This is a genomic window from Streptomyces sp. 1-11, assembly GCF_007176755.1.
GTDB lineage: Bacteria > Actinomycetota > Actinomycetes > Streptomycetales > Streptomycetaceae > Streptomyces.
Window position 1 is genome coordinate 337,466 of record NZ_BJTV01000005.1, and the last position, 15,808, is coordinate 353,273.

Genomic DNA, 15,808 nt, shown 5'->3' on the forward strand with positions numbered 1-15,808 from the left:
GGGGCGGGCGCGCCGGCCGGGTGACAACCCGTTCGCGCGCGCCGTGCGGGCGCCGCTAGCGTGCGGGTCATGACGACAGCAGCCACTGACGCCGAAGAATCCGGAGCCCACCCCCGTTTCGCCGAGGCCCTGCGCGCCCTCGGCCTCGAGGAGGTGCTCGCCGGCGCCCGCCGCTTCCCCGAGGGCACCCGGACCGCCGCCGAGGCCGCCGCGGCGGTCGGCTGCGCACTGAGCCAGATCTGCAAGTCACTGGTCTTCGCGGTTGACGGGGCGCCCGTTCTGGTCCTGATGGACGGGTCCTCGCGGGTGGACGTGGAACGGGTGCGCGAGGAGCTGGGAGCCGGGAAGGTCACCCGGGCCGACGCCGGCCTGGTCCGCGAGACCACCGGGTACGCCATCGGCGGTGTGCCGCCCTTCGGGCACCGCACCCGCACCCGGGTCCTCGCCGACCGCTCGCTGCTCGCGCACGAGGTGGTGTGGGCGGCGGCCGGGACCCCGCACACGGTCTTCCCGATCGAGCCGCGGGCGCTCGTCGCCCACGCCGGCGCCGACCTGGTGGACGTGCGCGAGCGGACCGGGTGACGCCGCCGGCCTCCACCGGGTCCCCGCTGCCCGCGTGCCGTGGCATCGAACCGATGCCGCAGGCCGGACGGGGTGGAAAGGAACGGCCCGGAGTGGAGATCCGTACGAAGACGACCCGGGACCGCGAGGATGGGAACCCCGGGGACACGAACCGTACGACAGGGAGCCGTCCATGACCGACAAGCCGACCGTCGCCGTGCTGGGCACCGGCATCATGGGTGCCGCGATGGCCCGCAACATCGCCCGCGCCGGACTCGGCGTCCGGGCCTGGAACCGCACCAGGGAGAAGGCCGAGCCGCTGGCCTCGGACGGGATCCGGGTCACCGGCACGCCCGCCGAGGCGGTCGAGGACGCGGACGTCGTGCTGACCATGCTCTACGACGGCGGCACCGCCCTGGACGTCATGCGCGAGGCGGCGCCGGCGCTGCGCTCCGGGGCCTGCTGGGCGCAGTGCACCACCGCAGGCACCGAACTCGTCGCCGACCTGGCCCGGTTCGCCGGTGAGCACGGGCTGGTGTTCTACGACGCCCCCGTGCTCGGCACCCGCCAGCCCGCCGAGGCCGGTCAGCTCACCGTGCTGGCCGCCGGACCGCGGGAGGGCCGCGACACGCTCGCGCCCGTCTTCGACGCGGTCGGCGTCCGTACCGTGTGGACCGGCGACGACGGGGCCGCGGGCAGCGCCAGCCGGCTGAAGCTGGTCGCCAACAGCTGGGTCCTGGCGGTCACCGCGGCGGCCGGCGAGGCGCTGGCCCTGGCCAAGGCGCTGGACGTGGACCCGCACGACTTCTTCGGCCTCATCGAGGGCGGACCGCTCGACATGGGGTACCTGCGCGCCAAGTCCGCCCTGGTGCTGGAGGACAGGCTGACGCCCGCCTCCTTCGCCGTGGGCACCGCGGAGAAGGACGCCCGGCTCATCGTCCAGGCGGGCGAACAGAGCGGCGTGCGGCTCGACGTCGCCGCGGCCACCGCCGAGCGGTTCGCCCGGGCCGCCGCCCAGGGCCACGCCGACGAGGACATGGCCGCCGCCTACTTCGCCAGCTTCGACGACAAGCCCACGGGCTGAGCACCGCACACCCGCGGCCGAGACCGGCGGGCACCGGCCGGGGCGAACCCCGCCGACACCGGCCGAGACTCACGAAGACCGGCCGAGACCGCCGAAGACCGGCCGGGACGAACACCGGGCCGGGACGAACACAGGCCGGGACGAACACCGGCCGAGACCGACGAACACCGAGGAGAGCACCGTGTCGAAACCCCCGCTGCCGCCCGAGGCCCAGGAACTGCTGCGCCGCCCCAACCCCTGTGTCATGGCCACCGTGCGCTCCGACGGGGCGCCCGTCACCACGGCCACCTGGTACCTGTGGCAGGACGACGGCCGGGTGCTGGTCAACCTGGACGAGGGCCGCGTCCGGCTGCGCCACCTGCGCCGCGATCCGCACATCAGCCTCACCGTCCTCGCCGGCGACGACTGGTACAGCCACGTCACGCTGATCGGGCGGGTCGCGGAACTGCGGGACGACGAGGGCCTGACCGACATCGACCGGCTGTCGGAGCACTACACCGGCAAGCCCTACCCGGAGCGGTCCCGGCCCCGGGTCAGCGCGTACGTCGAGGTCGAGCGCTGGCACGGCTGGGGCGAGTTCAAGGACAGCGACCAGGCCTCCACGTGACGTTCCGCCCGTGCGGGAGCACCCTGGAACCAGCGGGAATCACTGGTTCCGGAGGTGGCCGACATGATGAACACCACGGTGGGATGGCACATCGAGCTGGAGTTCCAGGAGGACGACACGCACACCCGGGCGGCCGCCCTGGTGCGCTTGCCCGACGGCAGCGAGGTCCGGGCGCACGGGCACGCCAGCCGGCACAACGTCGACTCGAACCAGCCCCGGGTGGGCGAGGAGATCGCGGGGGCCCGTGCTCTCAACGAACTGGCGATGCAGTTGCTGACCAAGGCGCACGGCGAGATCGACGCGGAGTCCGGGCGGACCTCGCACCCGATCCACGTGTGAGGCGGACGGCTCCTCAGCCGAGCGTCGACAGCCCCGCGCGCACCGCCCGGACCAGCGCCTGCGCCCTCGGGTCCGCCGTCACGCTCTTGCGGAAGCCGTTGGTCACGTAGCCGAAGGCGACACCGGACTCCGGGTCGGCGAAGGCGAGGGAGCCGCCGCGGCCCGGGTGGCCGAAGGAGCCGAGCGACAGCATCGGCGAGGCGCTGCCGTGCAGCATGGGGCCGAGGCCGAACCGGGTGCCCACCACGAGCACCCGGTCCGGTCCGGCCGACTGCTCGGCGCGGGCCAGTTCGACCGTCGCCGGCGTGAACAGCCGGGTGCCGCCGTCCACCTCGCCGATGAGCGCGGCGTAGAAGCGGGCCAGGCCGTCGGCGGTGGCGATGCCGTTGGAGGCGGGCAGGGCGGCCGCGCGGTAGGCGGGATCGTTCTCGTCCGGCAGCGGGGTGATCGCCCCGAAGGCGCGGCGGGTGAGGGAGTCCGGGTCGGCGTACGCCTCGGACACGGCCCGCTTGGGGCGGGTGCGCAGCGTGCCGGACGCCTGGGGCGCCTCCACGGGACCGACCCTGCCGACGCGCGCCTGCTCCGCCTCGGGCAGTCCGAGCCACAGCTCGGCGCCGGCGGGCCGGGCGATCTCCTCGGCGATGTAGGCGCCCACCGGGCGCCCGGTGATCCGCCGGATCAGCTCGCCGGTGAGCCAGCTGTAGGTCTGCGCGTGGTAGCCGTGGTCCGTGCCCGGCTCCCACACCGGCGCCTGGGCGGCGACGGCCGCCGCGCCGAGATCGGGGTCGGCCGCCTCCTCGGGGGTCAGCGGACGGTCCAGCACCGGCACCCCGGCCCGGTGCGCGAGCAGGTGCCTGACGAGGGTGCGCTCCTTGCCGGCCGCCTTGTACTGCGGCCAGTACTCGCCGACCGGGGCGTCCAGGTCCAGCTCGCCGCGCTGGTGCAGCAGCAGGAGCGCGGCGGCCGCGACGCCCTTGGTCGCCGAGCGCACGACCTGCGCGGTGCCGGGCGTCCAGGGTGCGGCGCCGTCCACGTCCCGGGTGCCGCCCCAGAGGTCGACGACCTTACGGCCGTCCCGGTACACGGCGACGGCCGCGCCCCGCTCCCCGAGCAGCTCGAAGTTGGCGGCGAACGCCTGCCTCACCGGCTCGAAGCCCTCGGCCACTGTGCCGTGCACGTCCACGTCCGCCGTCCCTTCCGATGCGCCTGCGACAGAGGGTGCAACGGGGTCCGCGGGCCTGCGATTCCTCGGCGGTACCGGCCCTGCGGAATCGTTACACCGACGTTGCCGCGGCCGGGGGGGTCAGGCGCCCGCCGTCACGGACCTCGGGTCGAAGCCGAACGGCAGCTCGAGGCGGTGCGCCCGCATCAGCGTGTCGTCGGACAGCAGCTCGCCGGTGGGTCCGTCCGCCGCGATCACGCCGTCGCTGAGGATCAGCGAGCGCGGGCACAGCTCCAGCGCGTAGGGCAGGTCGTGCGTGACCATCAGGACGGTGACGTCCAGGGAGCGCAGGATGTCGGCGAGTTCGCGCCGGGAGGCCGGGTCCAGGTTGGACGACGGCTCGTCCAGGACCAGGATCTCCGGCTCCATCGCGAGCACGGTCGCGACCGCGACCCGGCGGCGCTGCCCGAACGACAGGTGGTGCGGCGGGCGGTCGGCGAAGTCCCCCATCCCGACCCGGTCCAGCGCGGTGCGCACCCGCTCCTCGAGCGCCGCGCCCCTGATCCCGGCGGCCGCCGGCCCGAACGCCACGTCCTCCCGCACCGTCGGCATGAACAACTGGTCGTCCGGGTCCTGGAAGACGATGCCGACCTTCTGCCGGATCTCGGCCATGTGCCGCTTGCCGACCGGCATCCCGGCCACGGTCACCGTGCCGGTGCCGCCGCCCAGGATGCCGTTCAGGTGCAGCACGAGGGTGGTCTTGCCGGCGCCGTTGGGGCCGAGCAGCGCGACGCGTTCGCCGCGCGCGATGGAGAAGTCCACGCCGAACAGGGCCTGGTGGCCGTCGGGGTAGGCGAAGGCGAGGCCGGATACCTCCAGCGAGGCAGGTGTAGTCATAGGACCCATCCCAGCAGACAGACGACGAGGGCGGCGCAGGGGAGGGCGAGGGCGTGACGCCACTCGGCCCGGGAGGCGGTCACCTCGTCGATGACCGGCATCGAGCCGGCGTAGCCCCGGCTGACCATGGCCAGGTGCACCCGCTCCCCGCGCTCGTAGGAGCGGATGAACAGCGCGCCCGCCGACTTGGCGAGCACCCCCCAGTGCCGCACGCCCCGCGCCTCGAAGCCGCGCGACTCGCGGGCGATCCGCATCCGGCGCATCTCGTCGGTGATGACGTCGCCGTAGCGGATCATGAACGAGGCGATCTGCACGAGCAGCGGCGGCAGCTTCAGCCTCTGTAGCCCGAGCAGCAGTTCGCGCAGCTCGGTGGTGGCGGCCAGGAGCACCGAGGCGGCGACGCCGAGGGTGCCCTTGGCGAGCACGTTCCAGGCGCCCCACAGCCCGTTGACGCTCAGCGACAGGCCGAGGACGTGCACCCGCTCGCCCTCGGCCACGAACGGCATGAGCACCGCGAAGGCCACGAACGGCACCTCGATCAGCAGCCGCTTCAGCAGGAACCCGGCGGGCACGCGGGCCAGGCGCGCCACCAGGGCGAGCAGCACTGCGTAGGCCGCGAACGCCCACATCGCCTCCCGCGGGGTCGACACCACGACGACCACGAACGCGAAGGCGGCCGCCAGCTTGGCGTGCGGCGGCAGGGCGTGCACCGGCGAGTGCCCGTGCCGGTAGAGCCGGTGCGCGTGTCCCGCTCCCACGTCAGGCGCCCGTGTGCGCGGTCGAGGCGGGGGAGACGTCCGAGCCGCGGCGCCTGCGCACCGCCCAGAACACGGTGCTGCCCGCGACGACGGTGACGCCGACGCCGATCACGCCCGCGAGGCCGCCGGACAGCCGCGCGTCGGAGACGTCCTTGACGCCGTAGTCGGCGAGCGGGGAGTCGGACGAGGCGTGCTTCTCGGTCTTCTTGTCGATGCCCTGGTCGTGCGCGACCTTCTCCAGGCCGTCGGGGTTCGCGGAGGCGTAGAAGCTCACGAACCCGGCGAGGACCAGCGAGGTGACCAGGCCGGTCAGCCACAGGGTGCGCCGGGAGGCGCGCGCCGCCACGGGGGCGGCGGGAGCGGGCGCGTCCACCAGTTCGCCGTTCACCCGCAGGCGCAGGCGCTGCCGCAGGCCGCGCGCGCCGTGCACCAGGTCCGGGCGCACGGCGATCACGGCGCCCACGGTGAGCGCGGTGATCACCGCCTCGCCGAGGCCGATCAGCACGTGGACGCCGATCATCGCGGTCGCCACCTTGCCGATGGAGACGTCGGTGGTGCCGCCGACCGCGTACATGAGCGTGAAGGCGACGGCGGCGGCCGGCACCGAGACCAGCGCGGCGACGAAGGAGGCGACGGTGACCGAGCGGCGCTTGCGGGGCAGCACGGCGAGCAGCCCGCGGAAGACGGCGTAGGCGACGACGGTGGTGACGATCGCCATGTCGGTGATGTTCACGCCGAGCGCGGTGAGCCCGCCGTCCGCGAACAGCACGCCCTGCATGAGCAGTACCACCGACACGCACAGCACCCCGGTGAAGGGGCCGACGAGTATCGCGGCGAGCGCGCCGCCCAGCAGATGACCGCTTGTTCCGGCCGCCACGGGGAAGTTGAGCATCTGTACGGCGAAGATGAACGCGGCCACCAGACCGGCCAGCGGGGCCGTGCGCTCGTCGAGTTCGCGGCGGGCGCCCCGCAGGCTCACGGCGATGGCGCCGGCGGCGACCACTCCGGTGACGGCGGAGACAGGGGCGTTGATGAATCCGTCAGGTACGTGCACCGTACGATTTTAGGGCCTTGTTGCGAAGGGTTTGCAAGAGAGACGTCGTTTCCGTCCCCGGGAGGTGCAAATCGGGAAATATGGGACATTGGATAGGAAGTGGAGGCGAATCTTCCGCTTCGGTGACTGAGCGTGAGAGGGCGGTCCGATGTCTGTAGTCGAACAGTACGCACGCGCCCATATCGTCACGGACGAGGAGGATCCGGGGGCCGTGCCCGTCCTGCTGCGCTACGACCCCGAGGACGACCCGCGGTCGGTGCACATCGACCTGCCCGGCTCGCACGAGTGGACCTGCTCCCGGGACCTGCTCGAACAGGGTCTGACCGCGCCCGCGGCCAGCGGAGACGTGCGGGTGTGGCCGTGCGGACGCGTCCAGGCGGTCGTCGAGTTCCACTCCGACCGCGGTGTCTCGGTGGTGCAGTTCGAGTCGAAGGCCCTGATCAGCTTTCTGCGCCGGACCTACCGGGCCGAGCCGGTGGTGAACTGAGCCGGACCGCCGGCGGCCCGGGCGCTCGGCTCCCCTGCGCCGGCGCGGCCCGGGCGCTCAGCTCCCCTGCCTCAGCAGGGCGGCGACGATCGGTCCGGCCGTGTCACCGCCGTGACCGCCGGCCTGGACCACGCCCGCGGCCGCCAGGTCGCCCCGGTAGGCGGTGAACCAGCCGTTGGGCTTCTTCTGGCCGTCGACCTCCGCGGAACCGGTCTTCGCGCCGTAGTCCGGGCCGAGCCCGGACATCGCCTCCGCGGCGGTGCCGGACGCGGCCGTGTACCGCATCAGCTCGCGCAGCTGCGACAGCGTCCTGATCGACAGGACGCGGGACGCCGTGGCCAGCTGCCGGTGGTCGACGGCGGGGGAGACCAGGTACGGCTGGTGGAAGGCGCCCGACTGCACGGTGGCGGCGACCGATGCCATGTTCAGCGGGTTCATGCGCACCCCGCCCTGTCCGATCAGCGAGGCGGCCATCTGCGCGGCCGACTGCACCGGCACCGATCCGTCGACGGTCGGCACGCCGACCGCCCAGTTGTTCATGGACAGGCCGAAGACCTGCTGGGCCTGCTTGGTCAGGTCGTCGTTCTCCAGCTTCTTGGCCTGGCTGATGAAGGCGGTGTTGCAGGAGCGGGCGAAGCTCGCCTTGAACGTGCCGCCCTTGATCTCGAAGTCGTCGTCGTTGTGGAACTTCCAGCCGCCGTAGGTGAACGTCTTCGGGCACGGGTGCTTCTTGTCCGCCGAGGCGAGGCCCTTGTCGATCAGCAGCGACGAGGTGATGACCTTCATCGTGGAACCGGGCGCCAGCGAGCCCTGGAAGGCGGTGTTGAAGCCGTGCCCGCTGTTGGCGACCGCGAGGATCTCCCCGGTCGAGGGCCGCACGACCACCACCGAGGCGTGGTCCCGCTTGTCGACCTGCTGCTCGGCCGACGCCTGAAGCGCCGGGCTGAGCGTGGTGCGCACCGTGCCCGGAGTGCCCTGGCTCAGCTCCAGCAGCGTCTTGTCCGACAGCTTGGCCGCCCTGGACTCCTTGCCGCGCACCACGCGCAGCTCCACGCCCGCCTTGCCGCCCGCCGTCTTGCCGTACTTCTCGCGCAGGCCGTCCAGCACGGTGCCGAGGGAGGGGTACTTCGCGGCCGTCAGCTTCCCGCCGTCGCGGTCGAGCGCCGTCACCGGCGGGGTGCCGGACGCGCCGGTGACCAGCCGGTCGCCGTCCTTCAGGTCCGGGTGGAGGACCGAGGAGTGCCAGCCGACCAGCGCCCTGCCGTCGCTCTTGCGCCGCACGACCGTCAGCGAGCTGTCGTAGCCGAGCGGCTTGCCGGTGCTCTTGTACGACACCGTCGCCCTGACCGAGAACGGCACCCTGGCCCCGGCGGCCTTGCCGGCGGTGAGCGTGACGTCCTTCAGGTGGGCGTCCTCGGTGGCGCCGGTGAGCAGCGCGGCGGCGGCGGACGGGTCGTCGGTCGCGGCGGCCGCCTCGGTCACCCGGCCGTGCTGCCAGGCGGTGAGGAAGGCGGTGGAGGCCGAGCGGACCTCGGCGGCGCTGAGCGGGCCGGTCTTCACGGCAGGGCGGGAGGGCCGGTCGTCGGCCGCGGCCCCGCCGCCGTACAGCGCGTAGGCGCCGATCCCGGCGCCACCGACGACCACGGCGATCATCCCGCCGAGCACGACGGGTCTGTTCTTCCGCCGCTCGGCGACGCGCCTTCTCTTGCCCACAGCCTCAGTTCCTCCGCGCCTTGCCCAGCGTTTCCCGCGACCCGCTCACCCCAACGACGGCGACCAGCCTAAAGTCCCCGGCCGCGAGGGTGACGTCAGCCCGTGGTCCGTAGCACGCTTGCGACAATCGGACCGGCCGCGTCGACGCCGTGCCCGCCGTCCTGGACCATCGCGGCGGCGGCCACGTCGTTGCGGTAGCCGGCGAACCAACTGTCCGACTTCGCCTGCCCGTCGGACTCGGCCGACCCCGTCTTCGCGCCGATGTTCCCGCCGAGCCCGGACATGACGCCGGCCGCGGTGCCGCTGGTCGCGGTGCGGTTCATCATGGCGCGCAGTTGCTGGACGGTGCTCTGCGACAGCCCGCGCGCGCGGGCCGGCTCGCGGTGGTCCAGGGACAGCGGCACGATCACCGGCTGCCGGAAGGCGCCGGTCGTCGCGGTGGCGGTGACGGAGGCCATGTTCAGCGGGCTCATCTGCACCTGGCCCTGGCCGATCAGGTTGGCCGCCGTGTCCGGTCCGCCCGAGGCGGGCACCCGGCCGTCGAAGGACGGCACCCCGATCTTCCAGTCGTCGCGCCCGAGCCCGAACCGGTCCTGGGCCTCCTCGGTGAGGGCGTCCACTCCGAGGTCGTCCGCGAACTTCACGAACGCCGTGTTGCAGGAGCGGGCGAAGCTCTCCGAGAGGGTGGCGTTCTCGTTCGGCGGCAGGTTCTTGAGGTTGTGGAACGTCTGGCTCTGCCACACGGCCGACGGCGGGCAGGGAGCCTTTCCGTTCGCGCTGGTCAGGCCGGTGTCGATCAGGGCCGCCGCGCTGATGATCTTCATGGTCGAGCCGGGCGGGCGCTCCCCGAGCAGGGCCGCGTCGAAGCCGTCCTCCCGGTGGTTGGCGACGGCCAGGATCTCGCCCGTGCTGGGCTGCACGGCCGCGACGGACGCGTCCGGGTACTTCCGCACCGCCGTCTCCGCCGCCGCCTGGGCGCTCGCGCTGAGCGTGGTGCGGAGCCTGCCCGGCCTGCCCTTGGCGAGGGTGAGCAGAGTGGTGTCGGCCGGGGCCTCCCCGGCGGTGCCCTGGTGGCGTATCACCAGCTCGACCCCCGGCCGGCCGCCCGTCGTATCGCCGTAGCGCTTGCGCAGCTCGTCCAGGACCGGGCCGAGCGAGGGGTACTTCTCCTTCGTCAGCACCCGCCCGTCGCGGTCCACGGCCTCGATCTCGGGCGCCGCGGACTCGCCGGTCGCGAGGGTGTCGCCCTTGCGCAGCCGCGGGTGCACGACCGAGGGCTGCCAGTCGACCAGGGCGCGGTGCGAGGTCTGCCCGCGCACGACGGTCAACGTGCTCCGGTAGCTGAGCGGCTGGGACCTGCCCTTGTACGACACCGTTGTCCTGACCGTGAACGGCACGGTGGTGCCGGTGGCCGCACCGGGTGTGATGCGCACGTCGGTGAGGTGCGCGTCGCTCCGGTACGCCGTCAGCAACTCCCGGGCGGACTCCGGGAAGTCGGTGTACGACGCGGCCGTGGCGGCGTCCCCCTTCTGCCACGCGGCGAAGAACCTCCCCGTGGTGTCCTTCACTTCGTCCCGGCTCGGTGGCCCGGTCCGCACGGCGGCCGAGCCCCCCGTCCCCCCGTCACCGCTCAGCGCGGACAGGATGTTGTAGGCGCCGTAGCCGGCGCCGCCCAGCATGGCCGCGCACACGCCGCCTATGATCCCGGCCTTCACTCCGCTGCGCATCAGGCGCTCCCTCTCCCCGTCTCCCCGTGGGACCTGTCGCGCCCGGAGCTTGCTGAACGCGTTCAAAACCAGGTCGCAGCGGAACTGTAAGCGGTTGCGGGGCAGTTGTGACCGGCGTTGCCGATTGTTGTCCGAACAGAGACGTCGCGGTCCGGGAGATCACCCGACATGTGCGGCAATAATGCGTGCACACTCCATCGACTCGGCGTGCGTGGTGTCCACTTCGAGGTCGTAGGTCACCCCCTGGTGCACCAGCTCCGCCTGGGCGGCGGCCATCCCCGCGACCCGGTCACCCCGGGCGACCTCGCGCCCCGTGGCGACGGCGGCATCACACCGCACCCCCACCCACAGCACCCCGAGCCCGTCCAGCGCCTTGCGCCAGCGCGCCTGCGAGTCGGCCCCGCCGAGGAACACCTCGTCCACGACGACCCGGGCGCCCGCCCGCGCCATCGCGGCGATCCCTTCGATCCAGGCCGCCTCCAGCTCCCGGAACTCCGCCCCGACGACCACCTCGCCGTCCGCCGCGAACTCGATCCCCCCGTCCCCGGCCCGCATGGAGGCCGGCAACGCGTCCACGAACGTGTCCGTCCCGAACGCCAGCCACGCCCCGGGCAACACCGCCTGCAGACACCGCACGATCCCGGACTTCCCCGAGCTGGACCCACCGTTGAGCACGATCACCTGAGTCGTCACGGGGTCACGGTAGGGGCGCCGGGGGCGGTTGGAAACGGAATATCGGGGGGCGGTGGGGGCGACGTCCGGCGGTGCCACTGCCCCTCGCCGGAGGCCCCGACCGGTACGGGAACGGCCGCGAGGGCACGGCGCAGGCCGTGCCCTCGTCGTACGCCTCCGGGCTAGACCCACGTGTCCAGCCACATCCGCGATCTCCAGTCGTCGATCGGGATCGCCGTGCCCGTGTACAGCGGCCAGAAGTAGATGAAGTTCCAGGCCACCAGCAGCACCAGTACGCCCGCCGCGGAGGCGCCGATCAGGCGGCGGGTGTCCGTCGAGCCCGGGGGGCCGATGACGGCGCCGACCAGCATGGCAAGGGCCAGGCAGATGAAGGGGAGGAAGACGACCGCGTAGAAGAGGAAGATCGTCCGCTCCTGGTACATGAACCAGGGCAGGTACCCGGCCGCGATGCCGCAGGCGATCGCGCCGGCCCGCCAGTCGCGGCGGAACGCCCAGCGCCAGAGCACGTACACGATGGCGGCGCAGCCCGCCCACCACAGGACGGGGGTGCCGATGGCCAGGACCTCGCGGGCGCACTTCTCGCCCGCGTCGGCCGGGCAGCCGTCGGCGCCGGGTGAGGGGGACTCGTAGAAGTACGAGACCGGGCGGCCCAGGACCAGCCAGCTCCACGGGTTGGACTGGTAGGTGTGCGGCGTCGACAGGCCGACGTGGAACTTGTAGACCTCGTGCTCGTAGTGCCACAGGCTGCGCAGCCAGTCCGGCAGGAAGGTGAAGTGGCCGCCCCTGCCGTCGGTCGCAGCCCAGTTGCGGAAGTAGCCGCCGGTGCCGTCGGCCGGGGAGAGGATCCAGCCGAGCCAGGAGAGCAGGTAGACGCCGATCGCCACCGGGACCGTCGCGAGGAACGTGATGCCCGTGTCGTGCTTCAGCGCCGCCAGGTACGGGTGGTGGGCGCCGGCCACCCTGCGGGCGCCGACGTCCCACAGCACCGCCAGCACGCAGAACGCGGCCAGGATGTAGAGGCCGTTCCACTTGGTGCCGATGGCCAGGCCCAGCATCAGCCCGGCGCCCCAGCGCCAGGGCCGCCACCCCAGGCGGAGGGTGTCGGCCACGCCCGCGTCCGGCCGCACCCGCCCGTCCGCGCCGGCCGGCAGCGCGGCGGCCAGCCGCGCGCGTGCCCGGTCGCGGTCGATCACCAGGCAGCCGAAGGCGGCCACCACGAAGAACATCAGCACGCCGTCCAGCAGCGAGGTGCGGCTCATCACGAAGTGCAGGCCGTCCACCGCCATCAGCGCGCCCGCCAGGCAGCCGAGGAACGTCGAGCGGAACATCCGGCGCCCGATCCGGCACAGCATCAGCACCGACAGCGTCCCCAGCAGCGCCGTCATGAACCGCCAGCCGAACGGGTCGAACCCGAACACCAGCTCGCCCAGGCCGATGACGTACTTGCCGACCGGCGGGTGCACGACGTACGCCGCGTCCGCCGGGATCGCGAGGTGCCCGTGGGTCTGCAGCACCGCGTCGTTGGCGTGCTTGTCCCAGTTGACCTCGAACCCGCGGTGGACGAGCGCCCAGGCGTCCTTCGCGTAGTACGTCTCGTCGAATATCACCGCACGCGGGCTGCCCAGGTGCCAGAAGCGCAGCAGGCCCGCCAGCAGCGTCACCAGCAGCGGACCCCCCCAGCCCGACCAGCGGGTGACCCGCTCGGCGAGGACCGGCGGCACGCCCAGCACCTGCCACAGGCGCGGGCTCGGCTCGTTGTACGGCGGAACCAGCCGGTCGCGCACGTCGCCCGCGGGCGCGTCCCCGGCGGGCGCGTACCCGAATCGGCGCAGCCGCTGCTGCCACGTCGGCCGCTGGTCGTGCGGTGCCTGGCCCGGCCGGAGGTCCATGGAGGACGCGGTACTGGTCACCGCGCCATCGTAGGGAAACGTTCTGTGTGAGTCCCGTGCATGGCGGTACCGGTCGGGACACGGTCGCCCTCCCGCCCGCCCCGCGGTCCCTGCGAGGATGGGGGCGTGACTGGAACCCTTGTCCTCGCAGGTACCCCCATCGGCGACATCGCGGACGCGCCGCCCCGGCTGGCCGAGGAGCTGGCGGGCGCCGACGTCGTCGCGGCCGAGGACACGCGGCGGCTGCGCCGGCTGACCCAGGCGCTGGGCGTCACGCCCAAGGGCCGCGTGGTGTCGTACTTCGAGGGCAACGAGTCCGCCCGCACGCCCGAGCTGGTGCAGGAGCTGCTCGGCGGCGCGCGTGTGCTGCTGGTGACGGACGCGGGCATGCCGTCGGTCTCCGATCCCGGCTACCGGCTGGTCGCCGCGGCGGTGGAGGAGGACGTCAAGGTCACCGCCGTGCCGGGGCCGTCCGCCGTGCTCACCGCGCTCGCCCTGTCCGGGCTGCCCGTCGACCGGTTCTGCTTCGAGGGCTTCCTGCCGCGCAAGGCGGGCGAGCGGCTGTCCCGGCTGCGGGAGGTGGCGGGCGAGCGGCGCACGCTCGTCTACTTCGAGGCGCCGCACCGGCTCGACGACACCCTCGCCGCGATGGCCGAGGTGTTCGGCGCGGACCGGCGCGCCGCCGTCTGCCGCGAGCTGACCAAGACGTACGAGGAGGTGCGGCGCGGCCCGCTGGCCGAGCTGGCCGAGTGGGCCGCCGAGGGCGTGCGCGGGGAGATCACCGTCGTGGTGGAGGGCGCCGCCGAGACGGGCCCCGAGGAGCTGGACGCCGGCGAACTGGTCCGCCGGGTGCGCATCCGCGAGGAGGCCGGCGAACGGCGCAAGGAGGCGATCGCGGCGGTGGCGGTGGAGGCCGGCCTGCCCAAGCGGGTGGTCTTCGACGCGGTGGTCGCCGCGAAGAAGGACGGCACGGCCTAGGCCTGTCCGACCGTCCAGGCGCCGCGCGGAGTGCGGTTGCGCGTGCGAGGCTGGCTCGCGCAGTGGAGGGGCGTCGGCCGGACGCACTGGGAGGCGATGTGGGCCCCGAAGAACGAGCGGCGCCGCTCCGGGCGGAGCTGCGGCGCAGGACCTTCCTCGGAGCGTGCGCGGGCGCCGGGCTCGTGTCGGCGGCGGCCTGCGATCCGTCCCCGTCCGCCCGCGGCCGTCCCCACGATGCAGCCTCGCCCGCCCAGGACGCCGAGCGGGACCGCCCCGGGACACCCGACTGGCGTATCCGCTCGCGGGGTCCGGCCACGGCCGTCGCCGGTTACACCGACCGGGTGAGCGTGACACCGGGCGAGGAGTGCGCCCTGCACGTCTCGACGACCGCCCCCTCCTTCCGCGTCTCGGCCTTCCGCGCCGGCTGGTACGGCGGGGCCGGAGCCCGGCTGGTGTGGTCGTCCGGGCGGATACCCGGCCGCGTCCAGCCGGAGCCGCGCCTGCTGTCCGGCACCCGCACCGTCCGCGCGGACTGGCCCCGCACCCTGAGCTTCGGCACGGAGGGCTGGCCGGAGGGCGCCTACCTGCTGCGGCTGGACGCGGAGGACGGCCACCAGCGCTACGTCCCGCTCATCGTGAGGTCCACGCGGGGCGCGGGCCGCACCGTGCTGATGCACGCCCCCGCCACCTGGCAGGCGTACAACCGGTGGGGCGGCTACAGCCTCTACGCGGGCGCCGGCGGGGCGTACGCCGACCGGTCCCTGGCCGTCAGCTTCGACCGGCCCTACGACTCCAGCGGCGCGGAGAAGTTCCTGGTGTACGAGTGGGCCGCGGTGGCGCTGGCCGAACGGCTGGGCATCCCGCTCGCCTACACCACCGGGACGGACGTGCACCGCGACCCGGGCGTGCTGCGCGGCGCGAGGGCCGTCGTCTGCCTCGGACACGACGAGTACTGGACCCCGGAGCAGCGCCGGCACGTCACCGCGGCCCGCGACGCGGGCGCCAACGTGGCCTTCCTCGGCGCCAACACCTGCTTCCGCCGGGTCCGGCTGGAGCAGGGCGCGGCGGGCCCGGACCGGACGGTGGTCTGCTACAAGTCCTCCTTCCGCGCCGACCCCTGCTACGCCGACCGGCCCGCCCTGGTCACGACGGACTTCCGCCAGTCCCCGGGGGCCGACCCGGAGTCGTCGATGACGGGTGTGCTGTACGAGGGGTATCCGACGGACGCGCCGTACGTGGTGCACGCGGCGGACCACTGGGTGTACGAGGGGACCGGCGTACGCCCCGGCGACGGCTTCGGCCACCTGGTCGGTGTGGAGTACGACCGGGTCACCGCGGGCGCACCGACGCCGGAGCCCCTGGAGATCACCGCCCACTCGCCGCTGGTGTGCAACGGCAGGCGCAGCCACAGCGACTCGGCGTACTACACGGCCGGCAGCGGCGCGGGGGTCTTCGCGACCGGCACCATGCGCTGGGTGGAGGCCCTGATGGCCGGCACCCCGGCCGGAGGCCGCGACCACGGCATGGACGCCCGCACGCGTGCCTTCGTCACCCGGACGACGGAGAACGTGCTGCGCGCCTTCGCCCTGGGCCCCGCCGCCCGCCACCGGCCCGCACCGCGCCCGAACACCGGCGAGGTGTACCGGGGCACGGCGTGACCGAGCGGCCCCGGCGACCACCGGCACCAGGTGCACTCGCCCTCTGAGCAGGCCTCTTCTCCGCTGAGCGTGCGCCCCAACGCGGGGCAAAGGGGCGGCACGCAAGGCAAAGCCCGAAGTGCCCGCCCGGGCCCGTTTCGGCAAGGAGAGTCCAAAACGCCTCCAACACTCGGCAGACCTGATGCGCCCGCGCCGGGGAGG

15 protein-coding genes are annotated in these 15,808 nt (G+C 73.6%); 7 read left to right on the forward strand and 8 right to left on the reverse strand.

The annotated features are described in order from the left end of the window. Positions 1–69 precede the first annotated feature (69 nt). From TNCT1_RS13445 to TNCT1_RS13460, 4 genes are all read left to right on the forward strand, one after another. Positions 70–582: a YbaK/EbsC family protein gene (locus TNCT1_RS13445; protein ID WP_143631153.1), complete on the forward strand. Its 513-nt coding sequence runs from the start codon at positions 70–72 to the stop codon at positions 580–582. A 172-nt stretch (positions 583–754) separates the two neighbouring features. Further along, positions 755–1,645, forward strand: coding sequence for an NAD(P)-dependent oxidoreductase (locus TNCT1_RS13450; RefSeq protein ID WP_143631155.1), 891 nt, complete (start codon positions 755–757; stop codon positions 1,643–1,645). 181 nt (positions 1,646–1,826) lie between these two features. Beyond that, positions 1,827–2,252 (forward strand): PPOX class F420-dependent oxidoreductase, encoded by a 426-nt coding sequence (locus TNCT1_RS13455; RefSeq protein ID WP_143631158.1) that lies wholly within the window; start codon positions 1,827–1,829, stop codon positions 2,250–2,252. Positions 2,253–2,315: 63 nt separating this feature from the next. Continuing rightward, positions 2,316–2,591 carry a DUF1876 domain-containing protein gene (locus tag TNCT1_RS13460; RefSeq protein ID WP_143631161.1) on the forward strand — a complete coding sequence of 92 codons (276 nt, stop codon included), beginning with the start codon at positions 2,316–2,318 and terminating at the stop codon, positions 2,589–2,591. Positions 2,592–2,604: 13 nt separating this feature from the next. Here the strand turns inward: TNCT1_RS13460 and TNCT1_RS13465 are convergent, their stop codons facing one another. From TNCT1_RS13465 to TNCT1_RS13480, 4 genes are all read right to left on the reverse strand, one after another. Further along, positions 2,605–3,774, reverse strand: a complete 1,170-nt coding sequence (locus TNCT1_RS13465) for a serine hydrolase domain-containing protein (protein ID WP_143631164.1) — start codon at positions 3,772–3,774, stop codon at positions 2,605–2,607. A 120-nt stretch (positions 3,775–3,894) separates the two neighbouring features. Then, positions 3,895–4,650 carry an energy-coupling factor ABC transporter ATP-binding protein gene (locus TNCT1_RS13470; protein WP_373920469.1) on the reverse strand — a complete coding sequence of 252 codons (756 nt, stop codon included), beginning with the start codon at positions 4,648–4,650 and terminating at the stop codon, positions 3,895–3,897. Then, on the reverse strand, positions 4,647–5,408 hold the full coding sequence (gene cbiQ, locus TNCT1_RS13475; RefSeq protein WP_143631171.1) for a cobalt ECF transporter T component CbiQ: 762 nt from the start codon (positions 5,406–5,408) through the stop codon (positions 4,647–4,649). Before cbiQ ends, TNCT1_RS13470 begins: the two co-directional genes overlap by 4 nt. Position 5,409: 1 nt before the next feature. Continuing rightward, positions 5,410–6,462: an energy-coupling factor ABC transporter permease gene (locus TNCT1_RS13480; RefSeq protein ID WP_143631172.1), complete on the reverse strand. Its 1,053-nt coding sequence runs from the start codon at positions 6,460–6,462 to the stop codon at positions 5,410–5,412. 148 nt (positions 6,463–6,610) lie between these two features. Between TNCT1_RS13480 and TNCT1_RS13485 the strand changes: the two genes are divergently transcribed. Beyond that, positions 6,611–6,949 carry an SsgA family sporulation/cell division regulator gene (locus TNCT1_RS13485; protein WP_143631174.1) on the forward strand — a complete coding sequence of 113 codons (339 nt, stop codon included), beginning with the start codon at positions 6,611–6,613 and terminating at the stop codon, positions 6,947–6,949. 57 nt (positions 6,950–7,006) lie between these two features. Here the strand turns inward: TNCT1_RS13485 and TNCT1_RS13490 are convergent, their stop codons facing one another. From TNCT1_RS13490 to TNCT1_RS13505, 4 genes are all read right to left on the reverse strand, one after another. Beyond that, positions 7,007–8,662 carry a penicillin-binding transpeptidase domain-containing protein gene (locus TNCT1_RS13490; protein WP_143631176.1) on the reverse strand — a complete coding sequence of 552 codons (1,656 nt, stop codon included), beginning with the start codon at positions 8,660–8,662 and terminating at the stop codon, positions 7,007–7,009. A 95-nt stretch (positions 8,663–8,757) separates the two neighbouring features. Next, complete coding sequence (locus TNCT1_RS13495; RefSeq protein ID WP_143631178.1) at positions 8,758–10,389, reverse strand: penicillin-binding transpeptidase domain-containing protein; 1,632 nt, start codon at positions 10,387–10,389, stop codon at positions 8,758–8,760. Positions 10,390–10,548: 159 nt separating this feature from the next. Next, positions 10,549–11,082, reverse strand: coding sequence for a chloramphenicol phosphotransferase CPT (gene cpt / locus TNCT1_RS13500; protein WP_143631180.1), 534 nt, complete (start codon positions 11,080–11,082; stop codon positions 10,549–10,551). Between the two features lie 161 nt (positions 11,083–11,243). Next, complete coding sequence (locus tag TNCT1_RS13505) at positions 11,244–12,992, reverse strand: dolichyl-phosphate-mannose--protein mannosyltransferase (protein ID WP_174266275.1); 1,749 nt, start codon at positions 12,990–12,992, stop codon at positions 11,244–11,246. 105 nt (positions 12,993–13,097) lie between these two features. Here TNCT1_RS13505 and rsmI point away from each other — a divergent pair, with 105 nt between their 5' ends. Together rsmI and TNCT1_RS13515 are read left to right on the forward strand one after the other, a co-directional pair. Further along, a complete protein-coding gene (rsmI, locus tag TNCT1_RS13510) occupies positions 13,098–13,949 on the forward strand; it encodes a 16S rRNA (cytidine(1402)-2'-O)-methyltransferase (protein WP_143631182.1) in 852 nt (283 codons plus the stop codon). A 341-nt stretch (positions 13,950–14,290) separates the two neighbouring features. After that, positions 14,291–15,607 carry a N,N-dimethylformamidase beta subunit family domain-containing protein gene (locus TNCT1_RS13515; protein ID WP_373920470.1) on the forward strand — a complete coding sequence of 439 codons (1,317 nt, stop codon included), beginning with the start codon at positions 14,291–14,293 and terminating at the stop codon, positions 15,605–15,607. The last annotated feature ends 201 nt before the right edge of the window (positions 15,608–15,808 follow it).